Genomic DNA, 25,028 nt, shown 5'->3' with positions numbered 1-25,028 from the left:
AGGCGCGGTGCCAGCTGGCACCGCGCCTCCAGTCCGGGGTGGGGCCGCGTCAGCTCGTGGTGTCCTCGAGCGCGTCGAGCGCGGCCACGTCGTCGGCCGACAGCACGAAGTCGACGTCGGCGTTCGCGGCGATGCGCGACGGGGTCGTGGACTTCGGCAGCGGCAGGACGTCCTTCTCGAGCAGGTAGCGGATCGCGACCTGGGCGACGGTCTTGTCGTACTTCGCCGCGATCTCGGCGATCTGCTCGTTCTCGAGCAGGCCACCGGTGGCGAGCGGCGAGTAGCCCTCGGTGAGGATGTCGTGCTCGCGGTCGAAGGCGGTCGTCTCGTCCTGGGTGTTGCCGATGAACCAGCGGATCTGGTTGGCGTGCGGGACGACGTCGGTGCGGCCGAGCAGGTCCTCGAGGTCGGCGACGGCGAAGTTCGAGACACCGATCGAGCGGGTCCGGCCGGCGTCGTAGACCTCTTCCAGCACCTTCCACACCTCGACGTTGCCGTCGCGGTGGTCGGAGCCGATGGCGTCCCAGGGCCACGGTGCGTGCACGAGGTACAGGTCGATGACGCCGACGTCGAGGTTGCGGCTCGAGGTCTCGAAGGCCTCACGGGCGCCGTCGGCGGTCTTGATCTCGGCGGGCAGCTTCGTCGTGACGAAGACCTCGTCGCGGGGGACGGCGCTGTCACGGATGGCCTGGCCGACGCTGGCCTCGTTGCCGTAGGCCAGGGCGGTGTCGATGTGGCGGTAGCCGGCGTCCAGGGCGGTCTTCGTGGCGTCGTAGGCGTCGTCGCCGGACGGGATCTGCCAGGTGCCGAAGCCGATCTTCGGGATGTGCAGGCCGTTGGACAGGGTGAACGTGTCGGTGAGAGCGGGCATGCGTCGGACAGTACGCCGCGGGTTGGTGGACGTGTGGAGCGCCGCCGCCGCGCACCGCGCCCCGGAACGGGCATCGCGCCCCGACTCACATGGGCGCGATGCCCGCCAGGGGGCGCGAACGCGTCAGACGACGGACGACTGTCAGCGCGTGCGCGCTCCGATGCGCGGCAGCACGAAGCCGAGGACGATCATCGCGACGGCGAGGAACGCGTGCAGCACGTTGTCCGCGCTGTTCAGGGGGACGAAGTTCGCGGGGTCCGCCATGCCGGCCGTGAACAGCCCGTAGACGAACAGGACCGCGTAGACGATGCCGCCGACGACCAGGTAGAGGCGAGCGCCGGATGCCGAACGGGCTGCGATGAGTCCGACGATGCCGAACAGCAGGTGCACGATGTTGTGCAGGACGGACACCTGGAACAGGCCCAGGAGCAGGGCCATGGAACCGTGGCCGGCCATCGACATCGACCCCATGTCCATCGTGAGTCCGGGGATGAAGCCGGCGATGCCGACGATCAGGAAGACGACACCGAAGAGGAGCGCACCCTTCTGGGTCCACGTCGAGCCGGTGCGGTTGCGAGCGGTTGCTGCGTTGCTGGTCATGGTGGGACCTCTCATCTCGTACGCGTCGCGGATGTGACGCACAGGGCATTCGAGGCCGATGCGCAGTCGGATTGCAGGTGTCATCCGATTTCCGAACGCACGAGGGACCGCTGAGTCGGTGCGCATCGCGTGCTGCCTACGCTCCGCAGCACGGCAACACCGACGGAAGGCAGCACCATGGCAAGCGGAGTCGCAGCGGTATGGGTCCCGGTCACCGACATGCAGCGGGCGGTCGCGTTCTACCGCGACACCCTCGGCCTGACGGTCACGGACGAGTCCGACGACTGGAGCGAGATCGACGCGAACGGCCTGATGATCGGCCTGAACGGCCGTGAGTCGGCGAGCTCGTCGAGCGGCGGGGGAGCGGTCATCACGTTCCAGCCGGACGGGTCGATCGAGGACGAGTTGGCCAGCATCCGCGAGCGTGGTGCGGACGTGCAGGGCGAGATCAGTGAGCACCCGTGGGGCAAGATCGTGCCGTTCAAGGACAGCGAGGGCAACGACCTGCAGTTCTACGCGCCGCCGCAGGGCTGACGCGACCCCAGGACGGACGGGAGGCCCGGTGCGGTGTCGCCACGCCTCCCTCGCAGGCTCGGTCGGCGCGCCCCGCGCAACGCTTCGCGTTGCCGCTGAGCGGGGCGCGCCCGTCTGCGCGTGGTCGCCTGCAGAGCGCTACGCGACCGCGATCTCGTTGGGCACGCCCGGCAGTGCGTCGCTGGAGGCGACGACCTTCCCGGTGGTCAGGTCCACGGCGTGCACCTTCCGCTCGGCGGGGTCGGTGACGTAGGCGATGTCGCCGGCGACCTTCACGGCGGGGTGGGCGTCCTGCCACTCGGCCGGACCCTCCCACGCGTCGATCACGGGGAACGAGTCGAGCTGCTCCCCGCTGGTCTCGTCGAAGGTGTGCAGGGCGCCGTCGTCACCGAGCACCACCGCCTCGTCGCCAGGGCCGCGTGCGAGGTCGCGGAACGTGAAGCCGACGCCGTCGGGCAGGTCCGCGACGGTGTACTTCCCCGAAGCCGCGTCGATCAGCGCGATCTGGTCGAGCAGGTAGCCCTCGCTGTCCGGGTCGTCGTTGTAGTCACCGACCGCGACCGACGACGTGTCCGTGGTGAACAGGTTGCCGGTGCGGCCGTACTCGGTCGGGGCGTCGAGCTTCTCGAACGCGCCGTCGGCGTAGACGAGCGCGCCGTCGGTGCAGCCGAAGACCGCGACCTCGTCCTGGACCGCACCTTCGCCGTGCACGTCCGGGCACGATTCGGAGCGGGTGAGTTCCTCGCCGTCGGCGTCCAGGGCTCGGACGCCACTCCGGCTCTCCTCGGTGCCGATGGTGGTCAGGAGCGTGCCGTCCTCGAGCTCGATCGCGACGCCGTGGTGCGCCGCCTCGGACTCGGTGGTCCGGGCGTCGGGCAGGGCGTCGCCGTCGAGGTCGGTGTTGTCGAAGGTCGTCACGTCGCCGGTGCCGTCGGCGAACAGGGCGGTGCGGTCGCCGTGCACGACGGCGTGCCCACCGGTGTCGGCCGGGAAGACCGCGTCGGTGAGGGCCGGGTCCGCTGCGGTGTCGAGCACCCGGAAGCCCTCGGGCACCGTGACGAGCACGTGGCGGCCGTCGCCGGCGGGGTTCACGCGGGTGAAGCCGTCGACGGCGTCGTCGGCCACGACCTGCAGGTCCTGGTCGAGCACGAGCAGGCCGCCGTCGTAGGTCAGCGTGATGCGGGTGCTGTCGGTCTTCGGGGCCGAGGTGCTCTCGGCATCGGCGGCGTTCGTGGCGCACCCGGTCAGGGCCAGGGCAACGGTGCCGAGCAGCGCGGCCGGCAGTGCCGCGGCGCGGAGGGTCTTGGTTCTGGTCATGGACAACACTGTACTGATTCTCATTCTCATCAAGAAATCGGAGCTGTCAGGCCGTCGACGATCGACTCGGTGTTCGAGCGCATCATCCCGAGGTAGGTCGACGCGGCGCCGTCCTCGGTCAGGGACTCGGTCGCCAGCGAGCGGATCGACACCTGCACGTCGACCTCGTCCGCCAGGACCTCGGCCAGGCGTGCGGGTTGCGAGGCGTCGGCGAAGATCGTCGGGACGCCGGCCTGCTCGATCGCGTTCGCCAGGTCACGCAGGTCGGCGGCACTCGGGGACGCCAGGGTCGTGCCGCTCGGGATCACGGCACCCACCACCCGGAAGCCGTAGCGGTCGGCGAGGTAGCCGAACACGTGGTGGTTCGTCACCAGGGCCTTGCGATCGGCGGGGATGGTGTCGAACGCGGCGGTCATGTCGTCGTCGAGGGCATCGAGCCGGTCGGTGTAGGCCTCGGCGCCGGGAGTGTCGATGCCGACGGCGTCCAGCTCCTCGTCGAGGGCCTCGACCACGTCGACCATGCGCGCCGGGTCCGTCCAGAAGTGCGGGTCCGGGCCGCTGTCGTCGTCGGTGGTCCACTCCAGGGCGTCGATCGCGTCACCCGCGGTGAAGACGGCCACGCCGTCGTCGGCCGCGGCGCGGACGTGGTGGGCCACGCCTTCCTCGAGCCCGAGGCCGTTCTCGACCACCAGGTCCGCGCTCCGGAGTCGCGCCGCCTGCTGCGCGGAGACCTCGAACGAGTGCGGGTCGCTGCCAGGGGGCATGAGCACCATGACGTCGACGTCGTCGCCGACGACCTCGGTCACGACGTCGCCCAGGATGTTCGTCGTCACGGCGACGAGCGGACGGTCCGACCCGGTCGTGGTGCAGCCGGCTGTCGTGACGGCAACGGCTGCGACGACGAGGGCCGCTGCCACCGCACGCGCGGTGCGCCCGACCGGCAAGGTTCCGCTCATCGTCCCACCTCGGCGAACGCGACGGGCGCGAACGGGAGCTCGATGGTCCTGGCCACGCGGGCGCCGTCCGCGAAGTCGACCTCGTGCACGACGGCGGCCGTGGGGTCGGCCACGTAGGCGCGCTGCGCGTCGAGCTGCAGCAGCGGCGCGGTGTCGGTGTCGGTGTCGCCGTCCACCAGGGGATCAGTCGTCGCGACCTTCCCGGTCGAGGCGGTCACCACGACCACCCGACCCGCGTCGTCGACCCCGACCACGTGCTCGTCCTGGTCGTCGACGGCGACCACCGCACGCAGCGGCCGTTCGGTCGGCACGTGCCGCCAGGAGCCCTGTCGGACGTCGAGCAACCAGAAGCCGGTGTCGCCCGCGAGTCCGGCGACCGTCGGGCGGCCGGCCCGCGCGGCGAAGGCGGTCGGACGCTCGGCGTCGTCCGGCAGTGCGACGAACGAGGTCGCACCGGCATCGTCGACGACGACCGCTCCGTCGGCGCAGCCCACCACGGCGCCGGCGCGGGTGACGATGCCACCAGCGGGGTCGGTGCAGGCCTGTCCGGCGCTGGTCGACCCGGTCGACTCGGTCTGTTCTCCGTCGGTGTCGAGGACGCGGACGGTGTCGCCCTCGGCGGCGACCAGGTGCTCGCCGAGCGGGAGCAGCACGGTCGCGTCGAGTCGTGCGGTCTCGTCGAGCTCGCCCTGCCCGAGTGCCGCGCGGTCGAGCACCACCGCTTCGCCGCGCTCCGGCCAGGCGATCGTGGTCATCGTCTCCGACGAGTGCACCTGGACCGGACCGCCGCCCTCGAGCGTCCCGACGACGCGCGGCTCGGCGGCGTAGTAGTGCGTGTGGTCGCCGTGGTCGACGGTCCAGGAGCCCCCGTCGACGACCGCGGTGCGGTCGCCGTCGCTCGTCACCAGGAACCGACCGTCGGTCGCGGAGTGCTCGGCTGCGCCGATGCGGTCCAGGTCGGTCGTCTCGCCGGTGAGCAGGTCGTGCAGCGCCGTCTCGCCGGTCGCGGAGACGGCCAGGAGGCCCAGCTGCGGTTCCTGGGACTCGGTCGCGCCCGCGACGTAGCCGTGCGGGGCCGTGGTCGCGCTGGCGTCGTCGGCCGGCGGTGTCGACGCGGTGGAGCACGCCGTGACGGTGAGCGCGAGGCCGGTCGTCAGGCCCAGGGCACCCAGGAGTCGCGTGCGTCGTGCGCGTGTGTGGGGGCGGTCGGTGGTCGGGTCGTGGTTCATGGTGCCTCTCGTGCTGGTGCTCGGACGGGGTGTTCGACGGGCCTGGTGGTCGCGCGCGCGGTGCTGCGTGCGATGGCTGCCAGCCCGTGGGACAGGGCGACCCCGGCGACGGCGACGGCCGCGATGCTGGCGCCGGCGGCGGTGCCGGCGTGCCACGAGACGAGCAGGCCGACCAGGACGGCGACGACACCGAGCACCGCGCCGAGGAGCATCGTCGAGGCCACGTGCTTCGTCCAGGCGCGGGCCGCGGCGGCGGGCGCGAGCAGCAGCCCGACGACCAGCAGGGTGCCGACGGCACGGTACGAGGCGACGACGGCGAGGGTGACCAGGCCGATGAGGACCACCTCGGCGAGCCGGGGATGCAGGCCGAGCGTCGCGGCCTTGCGGACGTCGAAGGCCAGTGCCGTGAACGGTCGGTGGAACACGGCCGCGACGAGCAGGGCGACGGCGACCGCGATCGCCAGGCCGACGAGGTCGGTGCGGGTCACGGCCAGCACGTCGCCGAACAGGATCGCGGTGACGTCGGTGGCGAAGGACCGCGATGCCGACACGATGATGACCCCGAGCGCGAGCATCCCGACGAAGAGCAGCCCGATCGAGGTGTCGTACGACAAGCCACCGCGTCGTCGGAGCGCCCCGACGCCGAACACCATCACGCCGGCGCTCACGGCGGCGCCGAGCACTGCGGGCACGCCGGTGAGCGCTGCGATCGCGACGCCGGGCAGCATGCCGTGCGACAGTGCCTCGCCCAGGAACGCCATCCCGCGCACGAGCACCCACGTCCCGACGACGGCGCACAGCACCGCGGCCAGCGCGCCACCGGTCAGGGCACGCACCATGAAGTCGACGGTGAAGGGGTCGGTCAGCCAGGTCACGATCCGAGACGCTACATGAAAACGACTATCGATACTGATAGCGTGCTCAGGTGTTCGCGACCGATCCGATGCCCGCCGTCCGCCTCGAGCAGGTGACCGCCCTGCGCGGGGAGCGGACCGTCCTCGACGGCCTCGACGCGGCCTTCCCGGCCGGCCGGGTCACCGCGCTGACCGGACCCAACGGATCCGGCAAGTCGACGCTGCTCGACGTGGTGGCGGGCGTGCTGCGGCCGACCGCCGGGCGCATCACGGGCCTCCCGTCAGGCGGCGTCGCCCACGTGAGCCAGTCCGTCCAGCCGACCACGCTCCCGCTCACGGTCCGCGCGGCCGTCACGATGGGCCGGTGGCATCACCGGGCCTGGTGGCGACCGCTCGGACGCGACGACCGCGCCGTCATCGACGCGCAGCTCGAGCGGATGGCGATCGCCGAACTGGCCGACCGCCCGCTCGACGCGTTGTCCGGCGGCCAGCGGCAGCGCACGCTCGTGGCACTCGGGCTGGCGCAGCGGGCGCGCGTGCTGCTCGTCGACGAACCGACGGCCGGCGTCGACGCGGCGTCCGCGGCGCTCGTGGTGGCGGCGCTCGCCGCCGAGGCTGCCGACGGCGTCGTGGTCGTGCACGCCGCACACGATCCGGTGGCGATCACCGCAGCCGACGCCGTGGTCACGCTCCCCGCGCCCTGACGGCGCGGGTGGCGGTCAGGGGCAGGCGACGGCGACGGAACCCGTCGAGGTCGGCACCGGCACCGGTGCCGGAGCCTCGTCGGCGACCGGCGCTGCGCTCGAGCGGCGCAGCCCAAGGGAGACGAGCACGATCGCACCCACGACGGCGACCCCTCCGGACAACCAGAAGTCCGCAGCGAGACCGAACGACGACACCGCTGCGCCGCCGAGCACCGACCCCGCGGCGATCGCGAGCTGGATGGTCGTGACGAACAGCGCGAGCCCGGTCTCGGACCCGGCGGGCGAGGCCGTGGACATCCACGTCTGCATGCCGAGCGGCAACGCGCCCCAGACCAGCCCCCACACCACGAGCAGCACGAACACCCCGACGACGGAGTGCGCGAGCAGGGGGAGCAGGACCACGGCGACCGCGAGGGCGACCTTGGACACGCTGATCGTCCCGAGCACGCTCCGTCCCAGGGTGAAGCCGGCGGCGAAGTTCCCGACGATCCCCGCGACGCCGAACACCAGGAGCGCGAGCGTGACGGTGTCCGGTCCGACCCCGACCAGGTCCTGCAGGTACGGCGCGATGTACGTGTACGCGGCGAACTGTGCGGCGAACAGGAACGCGGCGGCGATCAGACCGACACGGGCGCGGGGGACGCGGAGCAGCGAGCCGAGCGTCGCGAACCGGACCTGCTGCTGCGCGGGGATGCGCGGCAGCATCGCGAGCTGCAGGACGAGCGCGACCAGACCGAGCACACCGCCGATGACGAACGCGAGCCGCCAGGTGGCGAGCGACGAGACGAGGGCGCCGAGCGGCAGGCTCACGACCGTCGCGACCGAGACGCCGGCGGTGATGAGCGAGGTCGCCCGGATCGTGGCGGCCGGCCGGACCAGTCGACCGGCGATGCCGGCGCCGATCGCCCAGAACCCGCCGATGCCGACGCCCAGGAGCATCCGGGCCACGAGCAGCACACCGAACGAGGGCGCGATCGCTGCGAGCCCGTCCGCCACCACGAGCAGCACGGTCAGCGCGACGAGCACGACACGGCGGTCCACCCGCGAGGTCAGGACCGTGACGACCGGCGCCGCGACGGCACCGACCAGCCCGGTGGCGACGACCATGAGTCCGGCCGTGCCGATCCCGACGTCGAGGTCGGCGGCGATGGCGGGCAGGAGTCCGATCGGCAGGAACTCGGACAGCACGAGGACGAAGGATCCGAGTGCGACGGACGTGACACCGAGCCACCCGCGGCGCTCTGCTGACGAGGTCATGGGGTCGTCAAGCAGCGCCGGTCGCGGGCCATTCCCGCGTGTCGTGTCGCTACTCGCTGGCTACCGACACGGTGCGGCCCGACGCCACCGACTCCTGCGCGGCGAGCACGATCGACAGGGTCCGCAGCCCGACGTGCACGTCCGGCTGCGGCTGCACGCCCGATCGGACGGCGTCGACGAACGTCCGGAGCATCGCCGCGTCGGGGTCGGCACCGGTGCGGGACTCGATCGGCAGCCCGGTCTCCGCGACGATCCCGCGAGCAGCCGCCCCGAAGAAGTCGAGCGACACCGTGCCGCCCGTCCCGGCGACGTCGAGCGTCAGCCCACCCCACACCGCTGAGGTGTCCGGCTTGCTCCACGAGCAGTCGATCGCGGCGACGACGCCGTTCGCGTACGTGATCGTGACGAGTCCGGCGGTCTCCGCCTGCGCCCGGGCCGCGTGCAGCGTGCGGTTCGCCACCGCGGTCACGGTGGCGGGTGCCGACCCCATCAGGCCCTCGAGCAGGTCCGCGATGTGCACGACGTGGTCGACGATCGCGCCGCCGCCGGACAGCTCCGGCTCGGTGAACCACGACCGGGTCAGGGGGAGCATGCCGTTGTTCGCGCCACGGACCGAGAACAGCTGCCCGAGCGCTCCGGAGTCGTGCGCCGCACGGAGCTTGTCGAACGCCGAGGTGAACCGCACCGGGAACGCCACCATGAGCACGACGCCCGCCGCCTCGACGGCGTCGCGGATCGCGAGGCCGTCCTCCCACGTGGTCGCGAGCGGCTTCTCGCACAGGACGTGTGCACCGGCGGCGGCCGCTGCCTCGACGAGCTCGCGGTGCCGGGCGTTCTCGCTCGTGACGACGACGGCGTCCGGGCCCCAGGCGAGCAGCTCGTCGTACGTCTCCGCGTAGTCGACCCCGAGCTCGTCGGCCAGGTCGCGGCCGCGCAGCTCGACGATCGTCTCGCCCGTGCTGACGCCGCCCGGGTCGGCACCGCGGACCTCGACCCCGGGCATCGCGGTGAGGGCGGTGAGGTAGCCGATCGCGTGGGTGTGGGCGAACGACATCACGGCGATCTTCAGGGCGGTCACGCGCGAGCCCCCGTCGTCAGGGACACCGGCTGCCCGGTGTCCATCGACTCGAGTGCCGCGTTCGCGATCCGGACCGCCTCGGCGCCGTCCGCAGCCGTCACCCGCGGAGCGGAACCGCCGGCGAACGCCCCGAGGAACTCGGCGAGCTCGAGCCCGTACGGGTCGTCGGCGGGGTCGACCTCGGGCAGGAAGCCGTCCGCGGCGTCGGGCACCGCGAGGTCGGCGACGTAGTCCTGTTCGTCGAGCGACCGGTGCGCCAGGCTGCCGTGCGTGCCCGTCACCGAGTACTCGGTCGAGAACGCGAGGTGCTGCGGTCCCCAGATCCCGGCGACGTGGCTGATCGCCCCGGACTCGTGCGTGAGCAGGACGTGTGCTGCCTCCACCGGCTCGGCCTCGGTGCCGGCACGGACGCCGACCGCCGACACCGTGGTGACGGGTCCGGCGACCCACCGCGCGATGTCGAGGTCGTGGATCATCTGGTCCATCACGATGCCGCCGGACAGCGCCCGGTCGGCGAACCACGCGGTGCGGGTCGGGAAGGCCCCGGAGCGCACGAACCGCAGGACGGCCAAGTCGCCCAGGAGGCCCGTGGTGACGGCGTCGTGCAGGCGCACGTAGGCGGGGAAGAAGCGCACCACGTGGGCCGGGAAGAGCTGTCGGCCGGCGTCCTGCGCACGGGCCACCAGGTCGGCAGCGTCGGCGTCGGTCCGGGCGAGCGGCTTCTCCGACACGACGTCCTTGCCGGCGGCGAGGGCGGCGCGCACGACCTCGGCGTGGGCGAAGGTCGGCGTCACCACGTCCACGACGTCGACGACCGCGAACAGATCGTCGAGCGAGTCGACGACGGTGATCGACGCGCCCGCGGCGGCTGCGGCCGGGGCGAACGCGGCCGCGAGCTCTTGTGCACCGGCCTGCGCGTACACGACGACCGGGCCGAGGCGGAGCAGGCCGGGCATGTGCGCGTGGGCGATGACGCCGGCGCCGACGAGGCCGATCCGGGGAGGGGTCGGGGGCATCGGGGCTCCTTCGCGGGGTGGGCCGGTCGACGGTGACGGGGACCGGGCCATGCTACCGAGCCGGGGTCGGAGGGTGGTGCTCAGGCTGACCCGCGCCAGACCACCTCGGTCGGCAGGATGAGTCCGTGGGGCCCCTCGTCGGACCCGGCGATCTGCGCGAGCACCTGCTGCGCCGCGCTCTCGCCGAGCGTGTGCGCGGGTTGTCGGACCGTCGACAGCGGCGGGTCGCAACGCAGTGCCCAGGCGCTGTCGTCGAAGCCGACGACGCCGACGTCACCGGGGACTGACCGGCCGCTGCGCTGCAGGACGTCCATCGCGCCGGCGGCCACGGCGTCCGAGGCGGCGAACACCCCGTCGAGGTCGGGGGCCCGGTCGAGGAGCTCACGCATGCCCTCGGCGCCTGCGGTGTAGCTGAACAGCGGGTTCCGGGCCACCAGCTCCGGGTCGAAGCGTTCGCCGAGCGCCGCGGTGAAGCCGGCCAGTCGGTCCTGCCCCGAGTCGCGGTCGAGCCCGGACGCGAGCATGCCGATCCGCTTCCGGCCGGTGGCGACCAGGCGCCGGGTGATCTGCTCGGCGGCCGCGCGGTTGTCGATGCCGATGTACGAGATGTTCGCGGCGTCGGACGGGTGGCCGACGAAGCACGCCGGCATGCCGATCTCCTCGATCGCCCGGGTGATCGGGTCGCCGTCGCGGGCGGACAGCACGATGGCGCCGTCGACGAACCCGCCGCGCAGGTACTCGACGACGCGTTCGTTGTCGCGGGCCGAGTCGACCATGATCGTGACGAGCTGCTGGTCGGCCTGCGACAGCACCGTGTTGGTGCCGATCAGGATGTTGCCGATGTTCGGGTCGTCGAGCACCTGGACCGACGGCTCGTGCACGATCAGGGCGATCGCTCCGGAGCGCCGGGTGACCAGGCTCCGGGCCGCCGCGCTGCGGACGTAGCCGACGCGCCGGACGGCTGCCTGCACGGCTTCGCGGGCTTCGGGCGACACGTACGGTTCGTCGTTCAGGACCCGTGAGACGGTGCCCCGGGAGAGTCCTGATTCGTCGGCGACGTCCTGGATCGTGGCGCGCTGGCGTGCGGTTCGGACCTCGGACATGCGGCAACCATATCCGTCCCGCGACGGGCTCCAGCACGCGTCTTGTTGACAGCGGTCCGCTTCTGGTGTTCACTCTGGGAGCGCTCCCAGAATGATCCGAACCCGTTCGATCCGACTGGACTGGGAGCGCTCCCAGAACCTGGGTGACCTTCGCCGTCGAAGGGGTCGTCAACGACCGGAGCGGCAGCGGTCGCCCCGATCAGCGAGGACCCCGACGTGACCACGACCACCCTGCCGACGCCCGCCACCGGGGCGCTCGGGCTCGGCTCGACCGGGCTCGCCTTCGGGTGCGACTACAACCCCGAGCAGTGGGACCCTGCGGTCTGGGTCGAGGACGTCCGGCTGATGCGCGAAGCCGGGGTGAACCTGGTCGCGATCAACGTCTTCGGCTGGTCGCACGTCGAGCCGCGCCAGGGCGAGTACGACTTCACCGCACTCGACACCGTCATCGAGCTGCTGCACGGCGCGGGCATCGGCGTCGATCTCGGCACCGGCACCGCCTCGACCCCGCCGTGGCTCACCACGCTGCACCCCGAGGTGCTGCCGGTCGTCGCCGACGGCACCACCCGCTGGCCCGGCGGTCGCCAGGCGTTCTGCCCGAGCTCCCCGGTGTACCGCGAGCACGCCCTCGCCCTGGTCCGCGCCACGGCGGAGCGCTACGGCGACCACCCCGCGGTGAAGCTCTGGCACGTGTCGAACGAGCTCGGCTGCCACAACGCGCACTGCTACTGCGACGTCTCGGCCGAGGCGTTCCGTGGCTGGCTCCGTGCCCGGTACGGCACCGTCGACGAACTGAACGCCGCGTGGGGCACCTCGTTCTGGAGCCAGCGTTACTCGGCGTGGGAGCAGGTGCTGCCGCCCCGCGCGACGCTGTCGTTCACGAACCCCGCGCAGACCATCGACTTCGACCGGTTCTCGTCCGACGAACTCCTCGGCCACCACCGTGCCGAGGCCGCCGTGCTGCGCGAACTGAGCGACAAGCCCGTCACCACGAACTTCATGGTCGCCGCGCACATCACCGCGCTCGACTACTGGTCGTGGGCGGCCGACATGGACGTCATCGCGAACGATCACTACCTCGACCACCGCCTGCCCCGCCCGCACGCCGAGCTCGCCTTCGCCGCGGACACCACCCGCGGACTCGCCGGCGGAGCCCCGTGGCTGCTGATGGAGCACTCGACCGGCGCCGTGAACTGGCAGCCGCACAACGTCGCGAAGGCACCGGGCCAGATGCTGCAGGACACCGTCGCGCACATCGCCCGGGGCGCGGACGGCGTCTGCTTCTTCCAGTGGCGCGCGTCGGTGCAGGGCTCCGAGAAGTTCCACTCCGCACTGCTGCCGCACGCCGGCACCGATTCGCGCACCTGGCGCGAGGTCGTCGCCCTCGGGTCGCTCGTCGAGCGGCTCGGCGAACTGCGCGGATCCCGGGTCGTCGCCGAGGTCGCGCTCGTCTTCAGCTGGGAGAACCAGTGGGCCGCCGACCTGGAGGCCCACCCCACCACGGCGCTCCGGTACCTGGAGCAGGTGCACGCGTTCCACGCCGCGCTCCGGGACCTCGGGGTCACGGTCGACGTCGTCGCGCCGGGCGCCCCGCTCGACGGGTACACCGCGGTCGTCGTCCCCGAGCTGTACCTGGTGCGTGACGAGCACGCCGCCGTGATCACCGACCACGTCTCCGCCGGTGGCCACGCGGTCGTCACCTTCTTCAGCGGGATCGTCGACGAACGTGACCGGGTGCGGACCGGCGGCTACCCGGGCGCCTTCCGCGACCTGCTCGGCATCCGCGTCGACGAGTTCCTGCCGCTCGCCGCGGACCAGGCGATCGCGCTGTCCGACGGCACCACCGGCACCGTGTGGTCGGAGCCGGTCGCGCTGCGCGGTGCCACGAGCGTCGTCGAGTACGCCGAGGGCCCGCTCGCCGGCACGGCCGCGGTCACCCGCAACGACCACGGCGCCGGATCCGCCTGGTACACGTCCACCGTGCTCGAGGCCGACGCGCTGCGCGACCTGCTCCGCCGCGTGCTCGCCGAGGCCGGCGTCTCCCCGGATCCCGCGACCGCACCGGGTGTCGAGGTCGTCCGGCGCCGCGACGACCAGCACGAGTGGGTGTTCCTGCTCAACCACTCCGACCAGCCCGCCTCGCACACCGTCACGGGCCACGAGCTCGTCACCGACCGACCCGTCGACGGCGTCACCGTCCTCGACGCCGGCAGCACCCAGATCATCCGCACCGACAGGAACCGATCATGACCACCACCACCCAGCGGCCCCGCGCCGTCCGTCGGCGGGGCGGGGGCTCCCGCTACCGCCTGGCGATCGCGATCTTCGTGGTCCCGTTCGCCCTGCTGTTCACCGCGTTCTACCTCGTCCCGATCCTGTACGCCGTGTGGCAGTCGCTGCAGAAGATCGAGCGCCAGGGCACGTTCGGCGCCCCGACACAGGTGTTCGGCGGGCTGAGCCAGTACGCGCTCGTGTTCCAGAACAGCGCGTTCTGGGACTCGGTGCTCCGCGTGCTGCTGTTCGGTGTCGTGCAGGTCCCCGTGATGCTCGGGCTCGCGCTCCTGTTCGCGCTGCTGCTCGACTCTCCGCTGCTGCGTGGCAAGCGGTTCTTCCGCCTGGCCTTCTTCGCGCCGTACGCGGTCCCCGGTGTCATCGCCGCGATCATGTGGGGCTACCTCTACGCCCCGGACCTGTCGCCGTTCTCCGCCGTCACCTCGAAGGTCGACTTCCTGGGGTCCGGCACCGTGCTCTGGGCCGTCGCGAACGTCGTGACCTGGGTCTTCGTCGGCTACAACATGCTCATCATCTACTCGTCGCTGTTGGCGATCCCGGCCGAGATCTACGAGGCCGCCAAGCTCGACGGCGCCTCGCAGCTCCGGATCGCACTGTCGATCAAGATCCCCCTGGTCGTGCCGGCGATCGTCCTGACCGCGGTGTTCTCGGTGATCGGGACGCTGCAGCTGCTGACCGAACCGACCGTCTTCCGGCAGTTCACCTCGACGATCTCGTCGACGTTCACGCCCAACATGCTCGTCTACTCGACCTCGTCGGTGCCGAACTTCAACCTGGCGGCCGCGTTCTCGGTCGTCCTCGCCCTCGCCACGTTCATCCTGTCGATCGGGTTCCTCCGACTGACCCAGCGGAAGGCCGCACAGTGACCGTCCACGCACCGACCCCGGGCGACACCGTGCGCGACGCGGGCCGACCGCTCGAGCCGAACCGGGCCTCCCGTCCGCACCAGCACGGTGCACGCGGGCCGCGGGAGAGCGTCATCTCGCGCAGCGCCGCGATGATCGTGATGGGTGTCTTCACCCTGTACTTCCTGCTGCCGATCTTCTGGCTGCTGGTCTCGTCGACCAAGACGGCCGCGAACTTCAACACCACGTTCTCGCTGTGGTTCAGCGCGACCTCGGTGCAGGACTTCTTCGCGAACCTCGCCGAGCTGTTCACGCGGCAGGACGGCATCTACCTGCGCTGGCTGCTCAACAGCATCGCCTACGCCGGTGTCGCCGGGCTGCTCGGCACCGTGCTGTCGGCGATGTGCGGGTACGCCCTGGCCAAGTACCGGTTCCGTGGACGCGAGGCACTGTTCAACACGTTCCTCGGCGGCGTCCTCGTACCGGCCACGGCGCTCGCCCTGCCGCTGTTCCTCATCTTCAGCCAGGTCGACCTGACCGACACGTTCTGGTCGGTGTTCCTGCCGAGCATCGTCAGCCCGTTCGGCGTCTACCTGTCGCGGTTGTTCGCGGCGTCGAGCGTGCCCGACGAGATCATCGAGGCCGCGCGCATCGACGGCTCCGGCGAGGTCCGCACGTTCTTCACCGTCGCCGTCCGGCTCATGTCGCCGGCGCTCGTGACGATCTTCCTGTTCCAGTTCGTCGCCGTCTGGAACAACTTCTTCCTGCCGCTCGTGATGCTCCGCGACTCGTCGCTGTTCCCCGTCACCCTCGGCCTCTACACGTGGAACTCGAGCGTGAACCAGTACCCCGACCTGCGCACCCTCGTGCTCATCGGGTCGTTCGTCTCGATCATCCCGCTGCTCATCGCCTTCCTGAGCCTGCAGCGCTTCTGGCGCTCCGGCCTCGGGTCCGGCGGTCTGAAGTAGCCACCCCGACCAGCACTCCCTCCGCACACCAGCCCTCCCCACACCACATCCCGAACGGAAACAGCATGAAGACAACGAAGTTCCTCAGCGTCGCCGCCCTGGCGGTCGCCGCGACCGTCGCCCTCGCCGGCTGCAGCGCCGGCGGCAGCGGCAGCGGCGGCGGTTCCTCCGACACCGCAGCCGCGAGCTGCAAGCCCTCGAGCGGCAAGGTCACGCTCGACTTCACGACCTGGGTGCCGAACATGGACAAGGTCGTCGCGATCTGGAACAAGGCGAACCCGGACATCCAGGTGAAGACCTCGATCGTCGCGAACGGCAACAGCGGCACGTACCAGAACTTCTTCAACCAGCTCAAGGCGAAGCAGGCGCCGGACATCGGCCAGGTCGAGTACGACACCCTGCCGGCGTTCCGGGTGCAGGGCGGCCTCGAGGACATCGGTGCGTGCTCCGGCATCTCGGCGGCGAAGAAGGACTTCTCCGACGGCCTCTGGAACCAGGTCACCTTCGGCGAGTCGAAGTCCGTCTACGCCGTGCCGCAGGACTCCGGTCCGATGGCGCTGTACTACCGCAAGGACCTGTTCGAGAAGGCCGGGCTCGACGTCCCGAAGACGTGGGAGGAGTACGCCGAGGACGCCGTCAAGATCAAGGCGCTCGGCGGCAACATCACGAACTTCGCCAAGGGTGACGTCAACCAGTTCGCCGGACTCGTGTCGCAGGCCGGCGGCCAGTGGTTCGCGAACTCGGGCGACTCGTGGAAGGTCGACCTGACCGACGCGAAGTCGAAGAAGGTCGCCGACTACTGGCAGGACCTGATCGACAAGAAGCTCGTGAACACCCTGCCGAGCTTCACCGACCAGTGGAACGCCGCGTACGACAGCGGCCAGGACTGGACCTGGGTCTCTGCCGTCTGGGGTGCGAACACCATCTCGAGCGGTGCGCCGTCGACCTCCGGCAAGTGGGCCGTCGCGCCGATGCCGCAGTGGAGCGAGGGCGAGTCGAAGTCGGCCGCCTGGGGCGGTTCGTCGAACGTCGTCTTCGCCGGCAGCGAGCACCCCGCCGAGGCGTCGAAGTTCCTGGTCTGGCTGAACACCTCGACCGAGGCGCTCTCCGCACTGAACAAGGAGGCCAACCTCTACCCGGCCTCCAGCACCGGTGCCGAGCTGCCGGCCCTGACCGAGGGGCTGCCCTTCTACGGCAACCAGAAGATCTACGAGGAGTTCGCGACCGCGGCGAAGGACATCCAGCCCTTCACCTGGGGTCCGACGATGACGCAGACCTACTCGGACGTCTCCGACGGTTTCGGCTCGGCAGCGTCCGGTGACGGCACGCTGCTCGAGGCGCTCGAGTCCGGGCAGTCCAAGACGGTGGCGGCGCTCAAGGCGCAGTCGATCCCGGTCAAGGACTGACAGCGCTGACGCGCTGACGGCGGACGGGAGGCACGGTGCCAGCTGGCGCCGTGCCTCCCGTGCGTTGCTCGGTCGCTGCATGTGATGTGTTGCCGGTTGCGATAATCGCAAGTAGGATGAGCACATGGCCGAATCCCTGGAGCAACGTGTCGAAGCCGTGATCAATTCGGTCGACCTCGGGCGGGCGGACTTCGCAGCCTCCATCGGGATCGACGCGAGCAAACTCTCGAAGTCGCTCTCGGGCCGGCGACGGTTCTCGTCCCTTGAACTGGCCAGGATCGCCGAAGTGGGCCGTCGCAGCGTCGATTGGCTGATCACTGGACGTGAGCCGTTCCGACCGGTGTTCGCGCAGCGTGCCCGGCTCGCTGGTGCCGATGACGAGACGGGCGCGAGGACGGTCGAGCTCCTCGCCGCGGGCGTTCGTGGCCTCGCAGCGATCGACCGCCCGTTGGTCCGGCCTGAGCTCCCGCAGCTCGCTCGACGGTCGAGCTGGTACACGGTCGAAGCGGCTGAGCTCGCTCGTCGCTTCGTCGCCGTGATCGGTCGACCGCTCGGCGGAATGTCGACGCATGATCTCATCTCGGCCATCGAACAAGTGTTCGGCGTGATGGTCGTCGTCACCGACCTGCCGGAGGGGATCGACGGCCTCTCGTACGAGGACACGCAATGTCGGGTGATCCTCCTTGCGACCACCGACCGGCCCTTGCGTCAGCGGTTCACGCTCGCGCACGAACTCGCACACATCGCATTCGGCGATGCTCGCCAGGGCATGCTCGAGGAACAGATGGGGACGGCGCGCTCGAACGTCGAGCGGCGCGCGAACAGCTTCGCCGCGGCCTTCCTCGCCCCCACGGACGAACTCGGTGCGGCGATCGGCGAGCGCTCGACGGCAGCGGCGTTCCCGGAACTGGTCGAGCACTTCCAGCTCTCGCCCGAGTCGATGGCGTGGCGGCTCTTCAACGAGAAACGCATCGATGAGACCGTCCGAGCAGATCTGAACGGCCTGCGCGCTCGCTCGATCTACATGCAGCTCGGGAAAGCGGCCGAGTACGTCCACCTCTCGCACGCTGCGGGGGAGCCACGTCCGAGTTGGCTGCTCGTGAACGCTGCGCTCGATGCCTACCGCGACGGTGACACGACGGTGAAGCCCGTCGCGACGCTCTTCGGGTGGGCGCCGCAGGATGCCGAGGAGTTCTTTGCACTGGACGACGGATCGACACCGATCCCAGAAGCCGGCGTGACCGAGATCTGATCGTGGCGCTCCCCGCGACCTGTCCCAGTCGGACCGGAGGCACGGCGCGAGGTGGCTCCGTGCCTACCGTGTGGTCGGTTGATCTCAGGACCCAGCAGTCAGATCTTCTGAGGTAGCGGCACAAGTCAGAAGATCTGGCCGAGTTGTTCTGAAGTCGGGAGGGTTCGACGGGCGTCGCGGCTGACGCGGGCTCGGTGTCAGGCGTCGAGGGCGCGTCGGGCGGCCGCGACGACCTCGGCATCGGTCACGAAGTGCGCGGAACCGTCGTCGGCCCCGCCCATCGGGACCCCGGCGTGCGCGCTGTCCGGCGCGGCACGCTTTGCCGACAGGTGCACGGCGGCGGCACCCGTCGCGACCAACGCCCGGATGTCGGCCGGGGTGACACCGGCACCGGCCATGACCTGCACCGGCCCGGCGGCGTCGACCATCCGGGCGATCGTGGCAGCGCCGGCTCCCGCGGTGGGGGCGCCGCCGGAGGTCAGCACGCGCGTGAAGCCGAGCACCGCGAGCGTGGCTGCTGCCGCGACGGGGTCCACCGCGTGGTCGATCGCCCGGTGCAGGGTGATCTCGGCGGTCGTGCTGACCGAGCGGGCGGCGTCGACGAAGCGGCGCAGGGCGTCCTCGTCGAGGGTCCGGTCCGGGCGCAGCGCACCGACGACGACACCGGCGGCACCGGAGCGCAGGACCGTCCGGACCTCGCGCACCATGAGCTCGACCTCGTCGGGGGTGTGCACGAACCCGCCGGGGCGGCACCGGACCAGCGCGTGCGCCGGGATCCCGGTCTCGTGGGTCGTCTCGACCAGGGCCTGCGACGGAGTCAGCCCGCCGAGCTCGAGCCCGACGCAGAGCTCGACCCGGTCGGCCCCGCCGTCCCGTGCGACGACCGCACCCTGCGGCGACGTGACCGCGATCTCGAGTGCAACGGGCGAAGGGGTCATGCAGAGGCTCCGAGTGGCTGGTCCGAGGCCGGGATGATCCTGGCGGTCAGGTCCGGGGCCTCGGGGAACACTCGATCGTAGGGGAACATCGGCCGCTCGATCCTGTGGTGCCCGAGGCGCAGCAGGTCCTGGTCGACACCACCGGGGGTGAGCGCGAGCATCCAGTCGGCGGCCATGTCGAACAGCTCCGGCTCGAGGTACCCGATCTTTACCACGACGACGTCGGCCTGCCGTGGTGCCAGGTCGAGGTCGGTGAAGTCGTGCTCGTGGTGGTACGGCTTGCGCAGCTTCGTCAGGATCGCGAAGACGCTGCCGACCTGCAGCACGACCTCGGTCTCGGCGTCGCGGTCGCCGTGCTTGATCGCGTGGACCCGGCCGGTCATGGTGATCGGTCCGGCGTGCACGGCATCGACCGACGCACCGGCGGTCACCGTGACGGTCGCACCCACACCGGCCTCGACCGCGGTCGCCACGGCGGCGGCGCCGGGGACACTCGCGTAGATCAGGGTGGGGCCGTCGGCGCTCGCGAAGGCCGGGTTGGCGAGCACCTGGGTCAGCCCCCAGGTCATGTCGCCGGAGCCGCCCGCGGTGGGGTTGTCGCCGGAGTCGGACACGAAGTACGGGTGTGCGGCGCCGGGCGCGAGCGCGGCGGCCAGGCACTCGTCGAACGTGCCGGTGGGGGCGACGAAGACGAAGTCCTCACGGACGTCCCAGAAGGCACGGGCGAGGCGCTCGGCCCCGGCGGCGACGGCGGCTTCGTCCCACCCGGTGACGACGGTGACGGCCTGGTCGCGGGGCTGGTCCGCCCAGGCGTAGCCGACCCAGATCGCGGCGTCGAGCACGCCGTCGGTCTGCTCGACGAGCGGCACCTGGGCGTACAGCGAGGCGGCGGGTTCGAGGCGGGTCGAGGTCTGCTCCCCGGGCAGCAGGACGGGGATCGGGATCCAGGCCTTCACGGGGCGCTGCGCTCCGGCAGGACGCGTGGTGAGCACGTCGACCAGGTTCCGGACGGCACGTTCCTTGGTCTCCGTGGCGTCCTCGTGCGGGGCCATCCGGTAGCAGGTGACGAGGTCGACCTGGTGGGCGAGCTCGCGCGTGACGTTGCCGTGCAGGTCCATCGACGCCGACACGATGACGTCCGGGCCGATCACCGCACGGATCCGGCCGAGCAGGTCCGCCTCGGCGTCGTCGAGCCCCTCGACGACCATCGCGCCGTGGATGTCGTACCAGAGGCCGTCCACGTGCTCGGCGTCGACGATCGCGCGCAGCCGCGTGACGATCTCCGACGCGAGTTCCTCGTACGAGTCGCGGTCCACGATGCCGCCGGGCAGCGCGTGCCCGATGAGCGCCCCGCGGAAGTCCGCCGTGTCCGACATCGCGGACAGGAACGGGTACCGCGCCACGACCTCGTCGCCACGGTCCGGGTGGAACGCCGGCGCGTGGGTGCGGGTGGGGGTGAAGGTCGACGTCTCGATCGCCAGCCCGGCGATGGCGACGACCGGACGACGGGCACCGGCGGGGACGGCGGGGGTGGCGGACACGGTCTCAGACACGGACGCTCCTGTTCCTGGTGGTGGACTGCGGGATGGGGGTGGACAGCTCCTCGAGCGAGGCGGCGAGGCCCCGCTGCAGTGCGAACTGGCCGGCACCGACGAGCCCGGCATCGGCACCGAGCGACACCGGCTCGATGGCCAGGTGCTGCGTCATGAGCGGGTGGCAGCTCTCGTAGAGCTGACTGCGCACGGCCGCGATGAACGGGTCGAGGGTGGAGAGGATGCCGCCCAGGTAGACGGCGTCCGGGTTGAAGAAGTTCACGTTGGCCGCGAGCACCTCGCCGAGGTACCGACCGGCCAAGCGCACGGCACGGGTGGCCTCAGGGTGGGCGTCCGAGGCGAGTCGGACGACGTCTGCGGTCGAGGAGACGTCGACGCCGGCGCCCGACAGGATCCGCACCAGGGCAGCTCCGGACGCGACGGTCTCGAGGCACCCGGTGTTCCCGCACGAGCACGGGGTGTCGCCGGCGGCGTCGATCCGCACGTGGGTGATGTCCCCGGCCGAGCCCGTGGACCCGCGGTACAGGCGGCCGTCGATGACGATGCCCGCGCCGATCGCCGACCCGGCCTTGATCGTGATGGTCTGCCGGCGTCCTGGAGGCTGCACGCTCTGCTCGCCGGCGGCCATGCAGTTCGCGTCGTTGTCGACGATCGCCGGCAGGCCGAAGCGGTCGGACAACCAGGCGGCCACCGGGAACCCGTTCCAGCCCGGCATCCGACTCGGCAGGTCGACGACACCGGCCTCGACGTCGACGGGTCCGGGCAGACTGAGACCGACCCCGCGCAGACCGGCGCGGCCCCGGTCGTCGGCGAGCCGCTCGAGCAGGCCGGCCAACCGCTGCAGGCCGGCGGTCGGACCGTCGGAGAGCGCGAACGGGACGTTCGCGACCGACTCGAGCGCGCCTCCCGGCAGCACGATCCCGACCCGCGCGTGCCCACCGCCGACGTCGGCGGCGACCGCGTACTCGTCGACGCCGCCGATGCGGAGCACCTTGCGGGGACGGCCGCCGGTCGAGACGTCGGTGCCCTCTTCCGCGAGCAGCCCGTGCGACAGCAGCTGGGTGACCACGTGCGACACCGTCGACGGAGCGGCGCCGAGCAGTGTGGCGATCTCGGTGCGACTCGCGGCCTGACCCGACGCGACGAGTTCGAGGACGCGAGCAGAGAGGTCCGTCACGACTTTCTCCAATCCGGGGGAAACGACGGCCGAACCGACCGAACACCCGGAGCCTAACCGGCGGAACGGCCCGTTCACCCTTTCGTCCAAACGGCAGAAACGCAGTTTTTACACGAAGATGTTTGTTTTTCCAACGGCTTTGGCCATTGACTGTGTCCGTGCCGCTCGGCACGCGTGCTCCACCTCCCCAGAACTCCCACGCACCAGGAGACACACATGACCAAGCCCCGCCGCTGGGCGCTCCTCACCGGAGCAGCGATCGCCGTGAGCGCCCTGCTCGCCGGATGTTCCGGGGGCGGTTCCGCCACCTCGAACGCGAATCCGGACGAGATCGACTACGCCCTTCCTGCGAACTTCACACCCAACTGGATCCTGCCGATCGGCACCGCCGCGCACCTCAACACGAACAACGGCTCCATCGCGCAGTCGCTGTACGAGCCGCTCGTCGCGTACGACGGCTCCACCGGCAAGATCGCGTGGAACAAGGACGGGTCCGTCGCCACGGACGCGGAGTTCGCCGACGACGGCAAGAGCGTCGAGATCACCCTCGGTGACCGGCACTGGTCCGACGGCGAGGCGATCACGAGCCGCGACGTCGAGTTCTGGTTCAACCTGATCAAGGCGAACAAGGACCAGTGGGGCTCGTACTCGAAGGGCAAGGCGCCGGACAACTGGACCGCCTTCAAGACCGTCGACGACACCCACTTCACGATCACGTTCGACAAGGCGTACAACTCGGACTGGATGCTCGCCAACCAGCTGAGCCACATCATCCCGCTGCCGCAGCACGCCTGGGACAAGACGAGCGCGAGCGCGAAGGTCACCGACGCCGACGAGACCACCGCCGGCGCGAAGCAGGTCTGGAAGTACCTGAACACCGCGGCGGGCAAGATCTCGGACTACGCCACCGACGACCTGTGGAAGACCATCTCCGGTCCGTACGGCGTCAAGGCGTTCACCACCGCCGGCAAGGTCACCCTCACCGCGAACACGAAGTACGACGGTGGCGAGAAGCCCTCGATCACGACCGTCAACCTGCTGCCGTTCACGACGGCCGACGCCGAGGTGAACGCGGTCCGCTCCGGCGAGGTCGACTACGGCTACATCAACGCCACGGACATGGACCAGGAGTCCTCGTTCACGGCGAAGGGCTACGAGGTCGAGCCGTGGACCGGCTGGGCCATCACCTACATGCCGTACAACTTCAACAACCCGGACATGGGCGCCGTCTTCAAGCAGCTGTACGCCCGCCAGGCCGTGCAGATGTCGATCGACCAGAAGTCCCTGTCGAAGGTCGTCTTCAACGGCACCGCCACCTCGACCTACGGCCCGATCCCGCAGGCGCAGGAGTCCGACTACGTCTCCGACGTCCAGAAGGACAACCCGTACCCGTTCAGCACGTCGAAGGCCAAGGACCTGCTGACCAGCCACGGCTGGGAGGAGCAGGGCGGCACGATGGTCTGCACCGACCCCGGAACGTCCGACAGCCAGTGCGGCGAGGGTGTGCGGGACGGCACGAAGTTCACCATGGGTGTGCTGTCGCAGTCCGGTTCGACCGTGACCGACAACATGATGAGCGCGATCCAGTCCTCGCTCGCGAAGACCGGCATCGGCTTCACGATCAAGACCGCGCCGGTGTCGAGCGTGCTGTCGCAGACCCCGACCTGCACGAGCGACGAGGCCAGCTGTGACTGGGACCTGTCGTTCTTCGGCACCGCGGGCAGCTGGTACTTCCCGGCCTACCCGACCGGTGAGTCGCTCTTCCAGACCGGTGGTTCGGCGAACTTCGGCAGCTACTCGAACAAGCAGGTCGACGACCTCATCGACGCGACCACCACCTCGACCGACGCCACCGCCGTGCAGGACTACAGCGCCGCGGTCGCGAAGGACCTGCCGGTGATCTGGTTGCCGAGCCCCGACTACCAGATCTCGGTCGTCAAGAAGGGCCTGTCCGGGTTCGACCAGGACTCGCTCGCCAACTTCCACCCGGCCCAGTGGAAGTGGAACAAGTAAGACCGTGACCACGGACGGGAGGCGCGGTGCGCGTCCGACGCGCACCGCGCCTCCCGTCCCTCGCACGTCTCCAATCCGACCATCGGAAGCCGCATGACCACAGTCCTCTACCTCACCAGGCGCGTCCTGCAGGCGCTCGCGGTGATCCTCATCGTCACGATCGTGGTGTTCTGCCTGCTGCACGCGCTGCCCGGCGGGCCCGCCCGCGGTGTCCTCGGCGTCTCCGCGACGCCCGCGCAGATCACCGCGTTCAACCAGGCGCAGGGACTCGACCAGGCCCTGCCGGTGCAGTACCTGCGGTTCCTCGGCCGCCTGCTCACCGGTGACCTCGGCACCTCGTACACGCTCAACGAGCCGGTGTCGCAGCTCATCGCCGAACGCCTGCCGAAGACCCTCGTCCTCACCGGCATCTCCGCCGTCCTCGGCCTCGTCGTCGCGATCCCGGTCGGCATGCTCCAGGCGGCCCGCCGCAACGGCGCGGTCGACTACGCCGCCACCGCGCTGGCCTTCGTCTTCTACTCGACGCCGGCCTTCTTCCTCGGCCTCATCCTGATCATCGTGTTCAGCCAGCAGCTGCCGTGGCTGCCGTCGCAGGCGCCGAGCGGCACCACGCTCGCCGAGGTGTTCCAGGACCCCGCCGGGCTCGTCCTGCCGGTCGTCACCGGAGCGCTCGCGATGATCGCCGTGTTCAGCCGCTACATGCGGGCCTCGACCCTCGAGAACCTGCAGGAGGACTACGTCCGCACCGCCCGCGCCGGTGGCGCCTCGACGATGACGATCCTGCGCCGGCACGTGTTCCGGAACTCGCTGACGCCCGTCGTCGCGATGCTCGGCTACTACCTGCCCGTGCTGTTCGGCGGCGCCCTCGTCACGGAGCAGCTGTTCAACTACCCCGGCATGGGGCTCCTGTTCTGGAACGCGGCGCAGTCGTCGGACTACCCGACGCTGCTCGGCTGCGTCCTCGTCATCTCCATCGCGACCGTCATCGGCACCCTGCTCGCCGACGTGGTGCAGTCCTTGATCGACCCCCGAGTGAAGGCGGACCGCGCATGAGCGCCGTGACAG

Annotated in this window: 22 protein-coding genes; 9 read left to right on the top strand and 13 right to left on the bottom strand. The window is 70.8% G+C overall.

Going from position 1 to position 25,028, the window contains the following annotated elements:
• Positions 1–49: 49 nt before the first annotated feature.
• Together ITJ60_RS18395 and ITJ60_RS18390 are read right to left on the bottom strand one after the other, a co-directional pair.
• Positions 50–871, bottom strand: coding sequence for an aldo/keto reductase (locus ITJ60_RS18395; RefSeq protein WP_194648986.1), 822 nt, complete (start codon positions 869–871; stop codon positions 50–52).
• A gap of 141 nt (positions 872–1,012) precedes the next feature.
• Entirely contained in the window at positions 1,013–1,471 is a 459-nt protein-coding gene (locus tag ITJ60_RS18390) for a DUF4383 domain-containing protein (RefSeq protein WP_123312179.1), read from the bottom strand.
• Positions 1,472–1,648: 177 nt separating this feature from the next.
• On the opposite strand from ITJ60_RS18390, the gene ITJ60_RS18385 reads away from it, so the two are divergent.
• Positions 1,649–2,005 carry a VOC family protein gene (locus ITJ60_RS18385; protein WP_194648985.1) on the top strand — a complete coding sequence of 119 codons (357 nt, stop codon included), beginning with the start codon at positions 1,649–1,651 and terminating at the stop codon, positions 2,003–2,005.
• A 138-nt stretch (positions 2,006–2,143) separates the two neighbouring features.
• Here the strand turns inward: ITJ60_RS18385 and ITJ60_RS18380 are convergent, their stop codons facing one another.
• From ITJ60_RS18380 to aztB, 4 genes are read right to left on the bottom strand one after another with little or no spacing between them, the layout of a single operon-like run.
• The gene (locus tag ITJ60_RS18380; protein WP_194648984.1) at positions 2,144–3,322 is read right to left on the bottom strand and encodes a hypothetical protein; all 1,179 of its coding nucleotides are present in this window, start codon (positions 3,320–3,322) and stop codon (positions 2,144–2,146) included.
• A 29-nt stretch (positions 3,323–3,351) separates the two neighbouring features.
• A complete protein-coding gene (locus tag ITJ60_RS18375) occupies positions 3,352–4,278 on the bottom strand; it encodes a metal ABC transporter solute-binding protein, Zn/Mn family (RefSeq protein ID WP_194648983.1) in 927 nt (308 codons plus the stop codon).
• Positions 4,275–5,507 carry an ABC transporter gene (locus tag ITJ60_RS18370; RefSeq protein WP_194648982.1) on the bottom strand — a complete coding sequence of 411 codons (1,233 nt, stop codon included), beginning with the start codon at positions 5,505–5,507 and terminating at the stop codon, positions 4,275–4,277. The genes ITJ60_RS18375 and ITJ60_RS18370 overlap by 4 nt, the downstream gene beginning before the upstream one ends.
• On the bottom strand, positions 5,504–6,382 hold the full coding sequence (gene aztB, locus ITJ60_RS18365) for a zinc ABC transporter permease AztB (protein ID WP_123671168.1): 879 nt from the start codon (positions 6,380–6,382) through the stop codon (positions 5,504–5,506). Before aztB ends, ITJ60_RS18370 begins: the two co-directional genes overlap by 4 nt.
• 50 nt (positions 6,383–6,432) lie before the next feature.
• Between aztB and aztA the strand changes: the two genes are divergently transcribed.
• Complete coding sequence (gene aztA, locus ITJ60_RS18360) at positions 6,433–7,065, top strand: zinc ABC transporter ATP-binding protein AztA (protein WP_323749219.1); 633 nt, start codon at positions 6,433–6,435, stop codon at positions 7,063–7,065.
• A gap of 15 nt (positions 7,066–7,080) precedes the next feature.
• Here aztA and ITJ60_RS18355 read toward each other — a convergent pair whose 3' ends face one another.
• The 4 genes from ITJ60_RS18355 to ITJ60_RS18340 form a co-directional block, all read right to left on the bottom strand.
• The gene (locus tag ITJ60_RS18355; RefSeq protein ID WP_194648981.1) at positions 7,081–8,322 is read right to left on the bottom strand and encodes an MFS transporter; all 1,242 of its coding nucleotides are present in this window, start codon (positions 8,320–8,322) and stop codon (positions 7,081–7,083) included.
• 49 nt (positions 8,323–8,371) lie between these two features.
• Complete coding sequence (locus tag ITJ60_RS18350; RefSeq protein ID WP_323749218.1) at positions 8,372–9,400, bottom strand: Gfo/Idh/MocA family oxidoreductase; 1,029 nt, start codon at positions 9,398–9,400, stop codon at positions 8,372–8,374.
• Positions 9,397–10,416: a Gfo/Idh/MocA family protein gene (locus ITJ60_RS18345; RefSeq protein WP_194648980.1), complete on the bottom strand. Its 1,020-nt coding sequence runs from the start codon at positions 10,414–10,416 to the stop codon at positions 9,397–9,399. Before ITJ60_RS18345 ends, ITJ60_RS18350 begins: the two co-directional genes overlap by 4 nt.
• Before the next feature lie 80 nt (positions 10,417–10,496).
• Entirely contained in the window at positions 10,497–11,519 is a 1,023-nt protein-coding gene (locus tag ITJ60_RS18340; RefSeq protein ID WP_194648979.1) for a LacI family DNA-binding transcriptional regulator, read from the bottom strand.
• A 216-nt stretch (positions 11,520–11,735) separates the two neighbouring features.
• On the opposite strand from ITJ60_RS18340, the gene ITJ60_RS18335 reads away from it, so the two are divergent.
• From ITJ60_RS18335 to ITJ60_RS18315, 5 genes are all read left to right on the top strand, one after another.
• Positions 11,736–13,769, top strand: coding sequence for a beta-galactosidase (locus tag ITJ60_RS18335; RefSeq protein WP_194648978.1), 2,034 nt, complete (start codon positions 11,736–11,738; stop codon positions 13,767–13,769).
• The gene (locus tag ITJ60_RS18330) at positions 13,766–14,677 is read left to right on the top strand and encodes a carbohydrate ABC transporter permease (RefSeq protein WP_123294575.1); all 912 of its coding nucleotides are present in this window, start codon (positions 13,766–13,768) and stop codon (positions 14,675–14,677) included. Before ITJ60_RS18335 ends, ITJ60_RS18330 begins: the two co-directional genes overlap by 4 nt.
• Positions 14,674–15,624 (top strand): carbohydrate ABC transporter permease, encoded by a 951-nt coding sequence (locus tag ITJ60_RS18325; protein WP_243648935.1) that lies wholly within the window; start codon positions 14,674–14,676, stop codon positions 15,622–15,624. Before ITJ60_RS18330 ends, ITJ60_RS18325 begins: the two co-directional genes overlap by 4 nt.
• Positions 15,625–15,689: 65 nt before the next feature.
• The gene (locus ITJ60_RS18320; RefSeq protein ID WP_194648977.1) at positions 15,690–17,030 is read left to right on the top strand and encodes an ABC transporter substrate-binding protein; all 1,341 of its coding nucleotides are present in this window, start codon (positions 15,690–15,692) and stop codon (positions 17,028–17,030) included.
• Positions 17,031–17,154: 124 nt separating this feature from the next.
• On the top strand, positions 17,155–18,282 hold the full coding sequence (locus ITJ60_RS18315) for an ImmA/IrrE family metallo-endopeptidase (RefSeq protein ID WP_194648976.1): 1,128 nt from the start codon (positions 17,155–17,157) through the stop codon (positions 18,280–18,282).
• A gap of 197 nt (positions 18,283–18,479) precedes the next feature.
• Here the strand turns inward: ITJ60_RS18315 and ITJ60_RS18310 are convergent, their stop codons facing one another.
• Genes ITJ60_RS18310 through ITJ60_RS18300 form a run of 3 tightly spaced genes read right to left on the bottom strand, consistent with a single transcriptional unit; the run spans position 18,480 to position 21,950 of the window.
• Entirely contained in the window at positions 18,480–19,220 is a 741-nt protein-coding gene (locus tag ITJ60_RS18310; protein WP_194648975.1) for a copper homeostasis protein CutC, read from the bottom strand.
• On the bottom strand, positions 19,217–20,773 hold the full coding sequence (locus ITJ60_RS18305) for a M81 family metallopeptidase (RefSeq protein WP_323749217.1): 1,557 nt from the start codon (positions 20,771–20,773) through the stop codon (positions 19,217–19,219). The genes ITJ60_RS18310 and ITJ60_RS18305 overlap by 4 nt, the downstream gene beginning before the upstream one ends.
• Entirely contained in the window at positions 20,766–21,950 is a 1,185-nt protein-coding gene (locus tag ITJ60_RS18300; protein ID WP_111085915.1) for an ROK family protein, read from the bottom strand. The genes ITJ60_RS18305 and ITJ60_RS18300 overlap by 8 nt, the downstream gene beginning before the upstream one ends.
• Positions 21,951–22,166: 216 nt before the next feature.
• Between ITJ60_RS18300 and ITJ60_RS18295 the strand changes: the two genes are divergently transcribed.
• A complete protein-coding gene (locus ITJ60_RS18295; protein WP_194648973.1) occupies positions 22,167–23,963 on the top strand; it encodes a peptide ABC transporter substrate-binding protein in 1,797 nt (598 codons plus the stop codon).
• 93 nt (positions 23,964–24,056) lie between these two features.
• A complete protein-coding gene (locus ITJ60_RS18290) occupies positions 24,057–25,016 on the top strand; it encodes an ABC transporter permease (protein WP_194648972.1) in 960 nt (319 codons plus the stop codon).
• Positions 25,017–25,028 lie beyond the last annotated feature (12 nt).

This window comes from Curtobacterium sp. VKM Ac-2884 (genome assembly GCF_015350945.1).
In the GTDB taxonomy this organism is placed as follows: Bacteria; Actinomycetota; Actinomycetes; order Actinomycetales; family Microbacteriaceae; genus Curtobacterium.
Note: the sequence above shows the minus strand (reverse complement) of the source record. Positions and strands in the feature narration are given on the sequence as shown.

Bases quoted from the DNA above. Each gene is read 5' to 3' on its own strand.
- ITJ60_RS18375 (WP_194648983.1), bottom strand. From the start codon at position 4,278: ATGAGCGGAACCTTGCCGGTCGGGCGCACCGCGCGTGCGGTGGCAGCG.
- ITJ60_RS18385 (WP_194648985.1), top strand. From the start codon at position 1,649: ATGGCAAGCGGAGTCGCAGCGGTATGGGTCCCGGTCACCGACATGCAG.
- ITJ60_RS18395 (WP_194648986.1), bottom strand. From the start codon at position 871: ATGCCCGCTCTCACCGACACGTTCACCCTGTCCAACGGCCTGCACATC.
- ITJ60_RS18320 (WP_194648977.1), top strand. From the start codon at position 15,690: ATGAAGACAACGAAGTTCCTCAGCGTCGCCGCCCTGGCGGTCGCCGCG.
- ITJ60_RS18295 (WP_194648973.1), top strand. From the start codon at position 22,167: ATGACCAAGCCCCGCCGCTGGGCGCTCCTCACCGGAGCAGCGATCGCC.
- ITJ60_RS18330 (WP_123294575.1), top strand. From the start codon at position 13,766: ATGACCACCACCACCCAGCGGCCCCGCGCCGTCCGTCGGCGGGGCGGG.
- ITJ60_RS18340 (WP_194648979.1), bottom strand. From the start codon at position 11,519: ATGTCCGAGGTCCGAACCGCACGCCAGCGCGCCACGATCCAGGACGTC.
- ITJ60_RS18345 (WP_194648980.1), bottom strand. From the start codon at position 10,416: ATGCCCCCGACCCCTCCCCGGATCGGCCTCGTCGGCGCCGGCGTCATC.
- ITJ60_RS18315 (WP_194648976.1), top strand. From the start codon at position 17,155: ATGGCCGAATCCCTGGAGCAACGTGTCGAAGCCGTGATCAATTCGGTC.
- ITJ60_RS18290 (WP_194648972.1), top strand. From the start codon at position 24,057: ATGACCACAGTCCTCTACCTCACCAGGCGCGTCCTGCAGGCGCTCGCG.
- ITJ60_RS18390 (WP_123312179.1), bottom strand. From the start codon at position 1,471: ATGACCAGCAACGCAGCAACCGCTCGCAACCGCACCGGCTCGACGTGG.
- ITJ60_RS18370 (WP_194648982.1), bottom strand. From the start codon at position 5,507: ATGAACCACGACCCGACCACCGACCGCCCCCACACACGCGCACGACGC.
- ITJ60_RS18380 (WP_194648984.1), bottom strand. From the start codon at position 3,322: ATGACCAGAACCAAGACCCTCCGCGCCGCGGCACTGCCGGCCGCGCTG.
- ITJ60_RS18355 (WP_194648981.1), bottom strand. From the start codon at position 8,322: ATGACCTCGTCAGCAGAGCGCCGCGGGTGGCTCGGTGTCACGTCCGTC.
- ITJ60_RS18310 (WP_194648975.1), bottom strand. From the start codon at position 19,220: ATGACCCCTTCGCCCGTTGCACTCGAGATCGCGGTCACGTCGCCGCAG.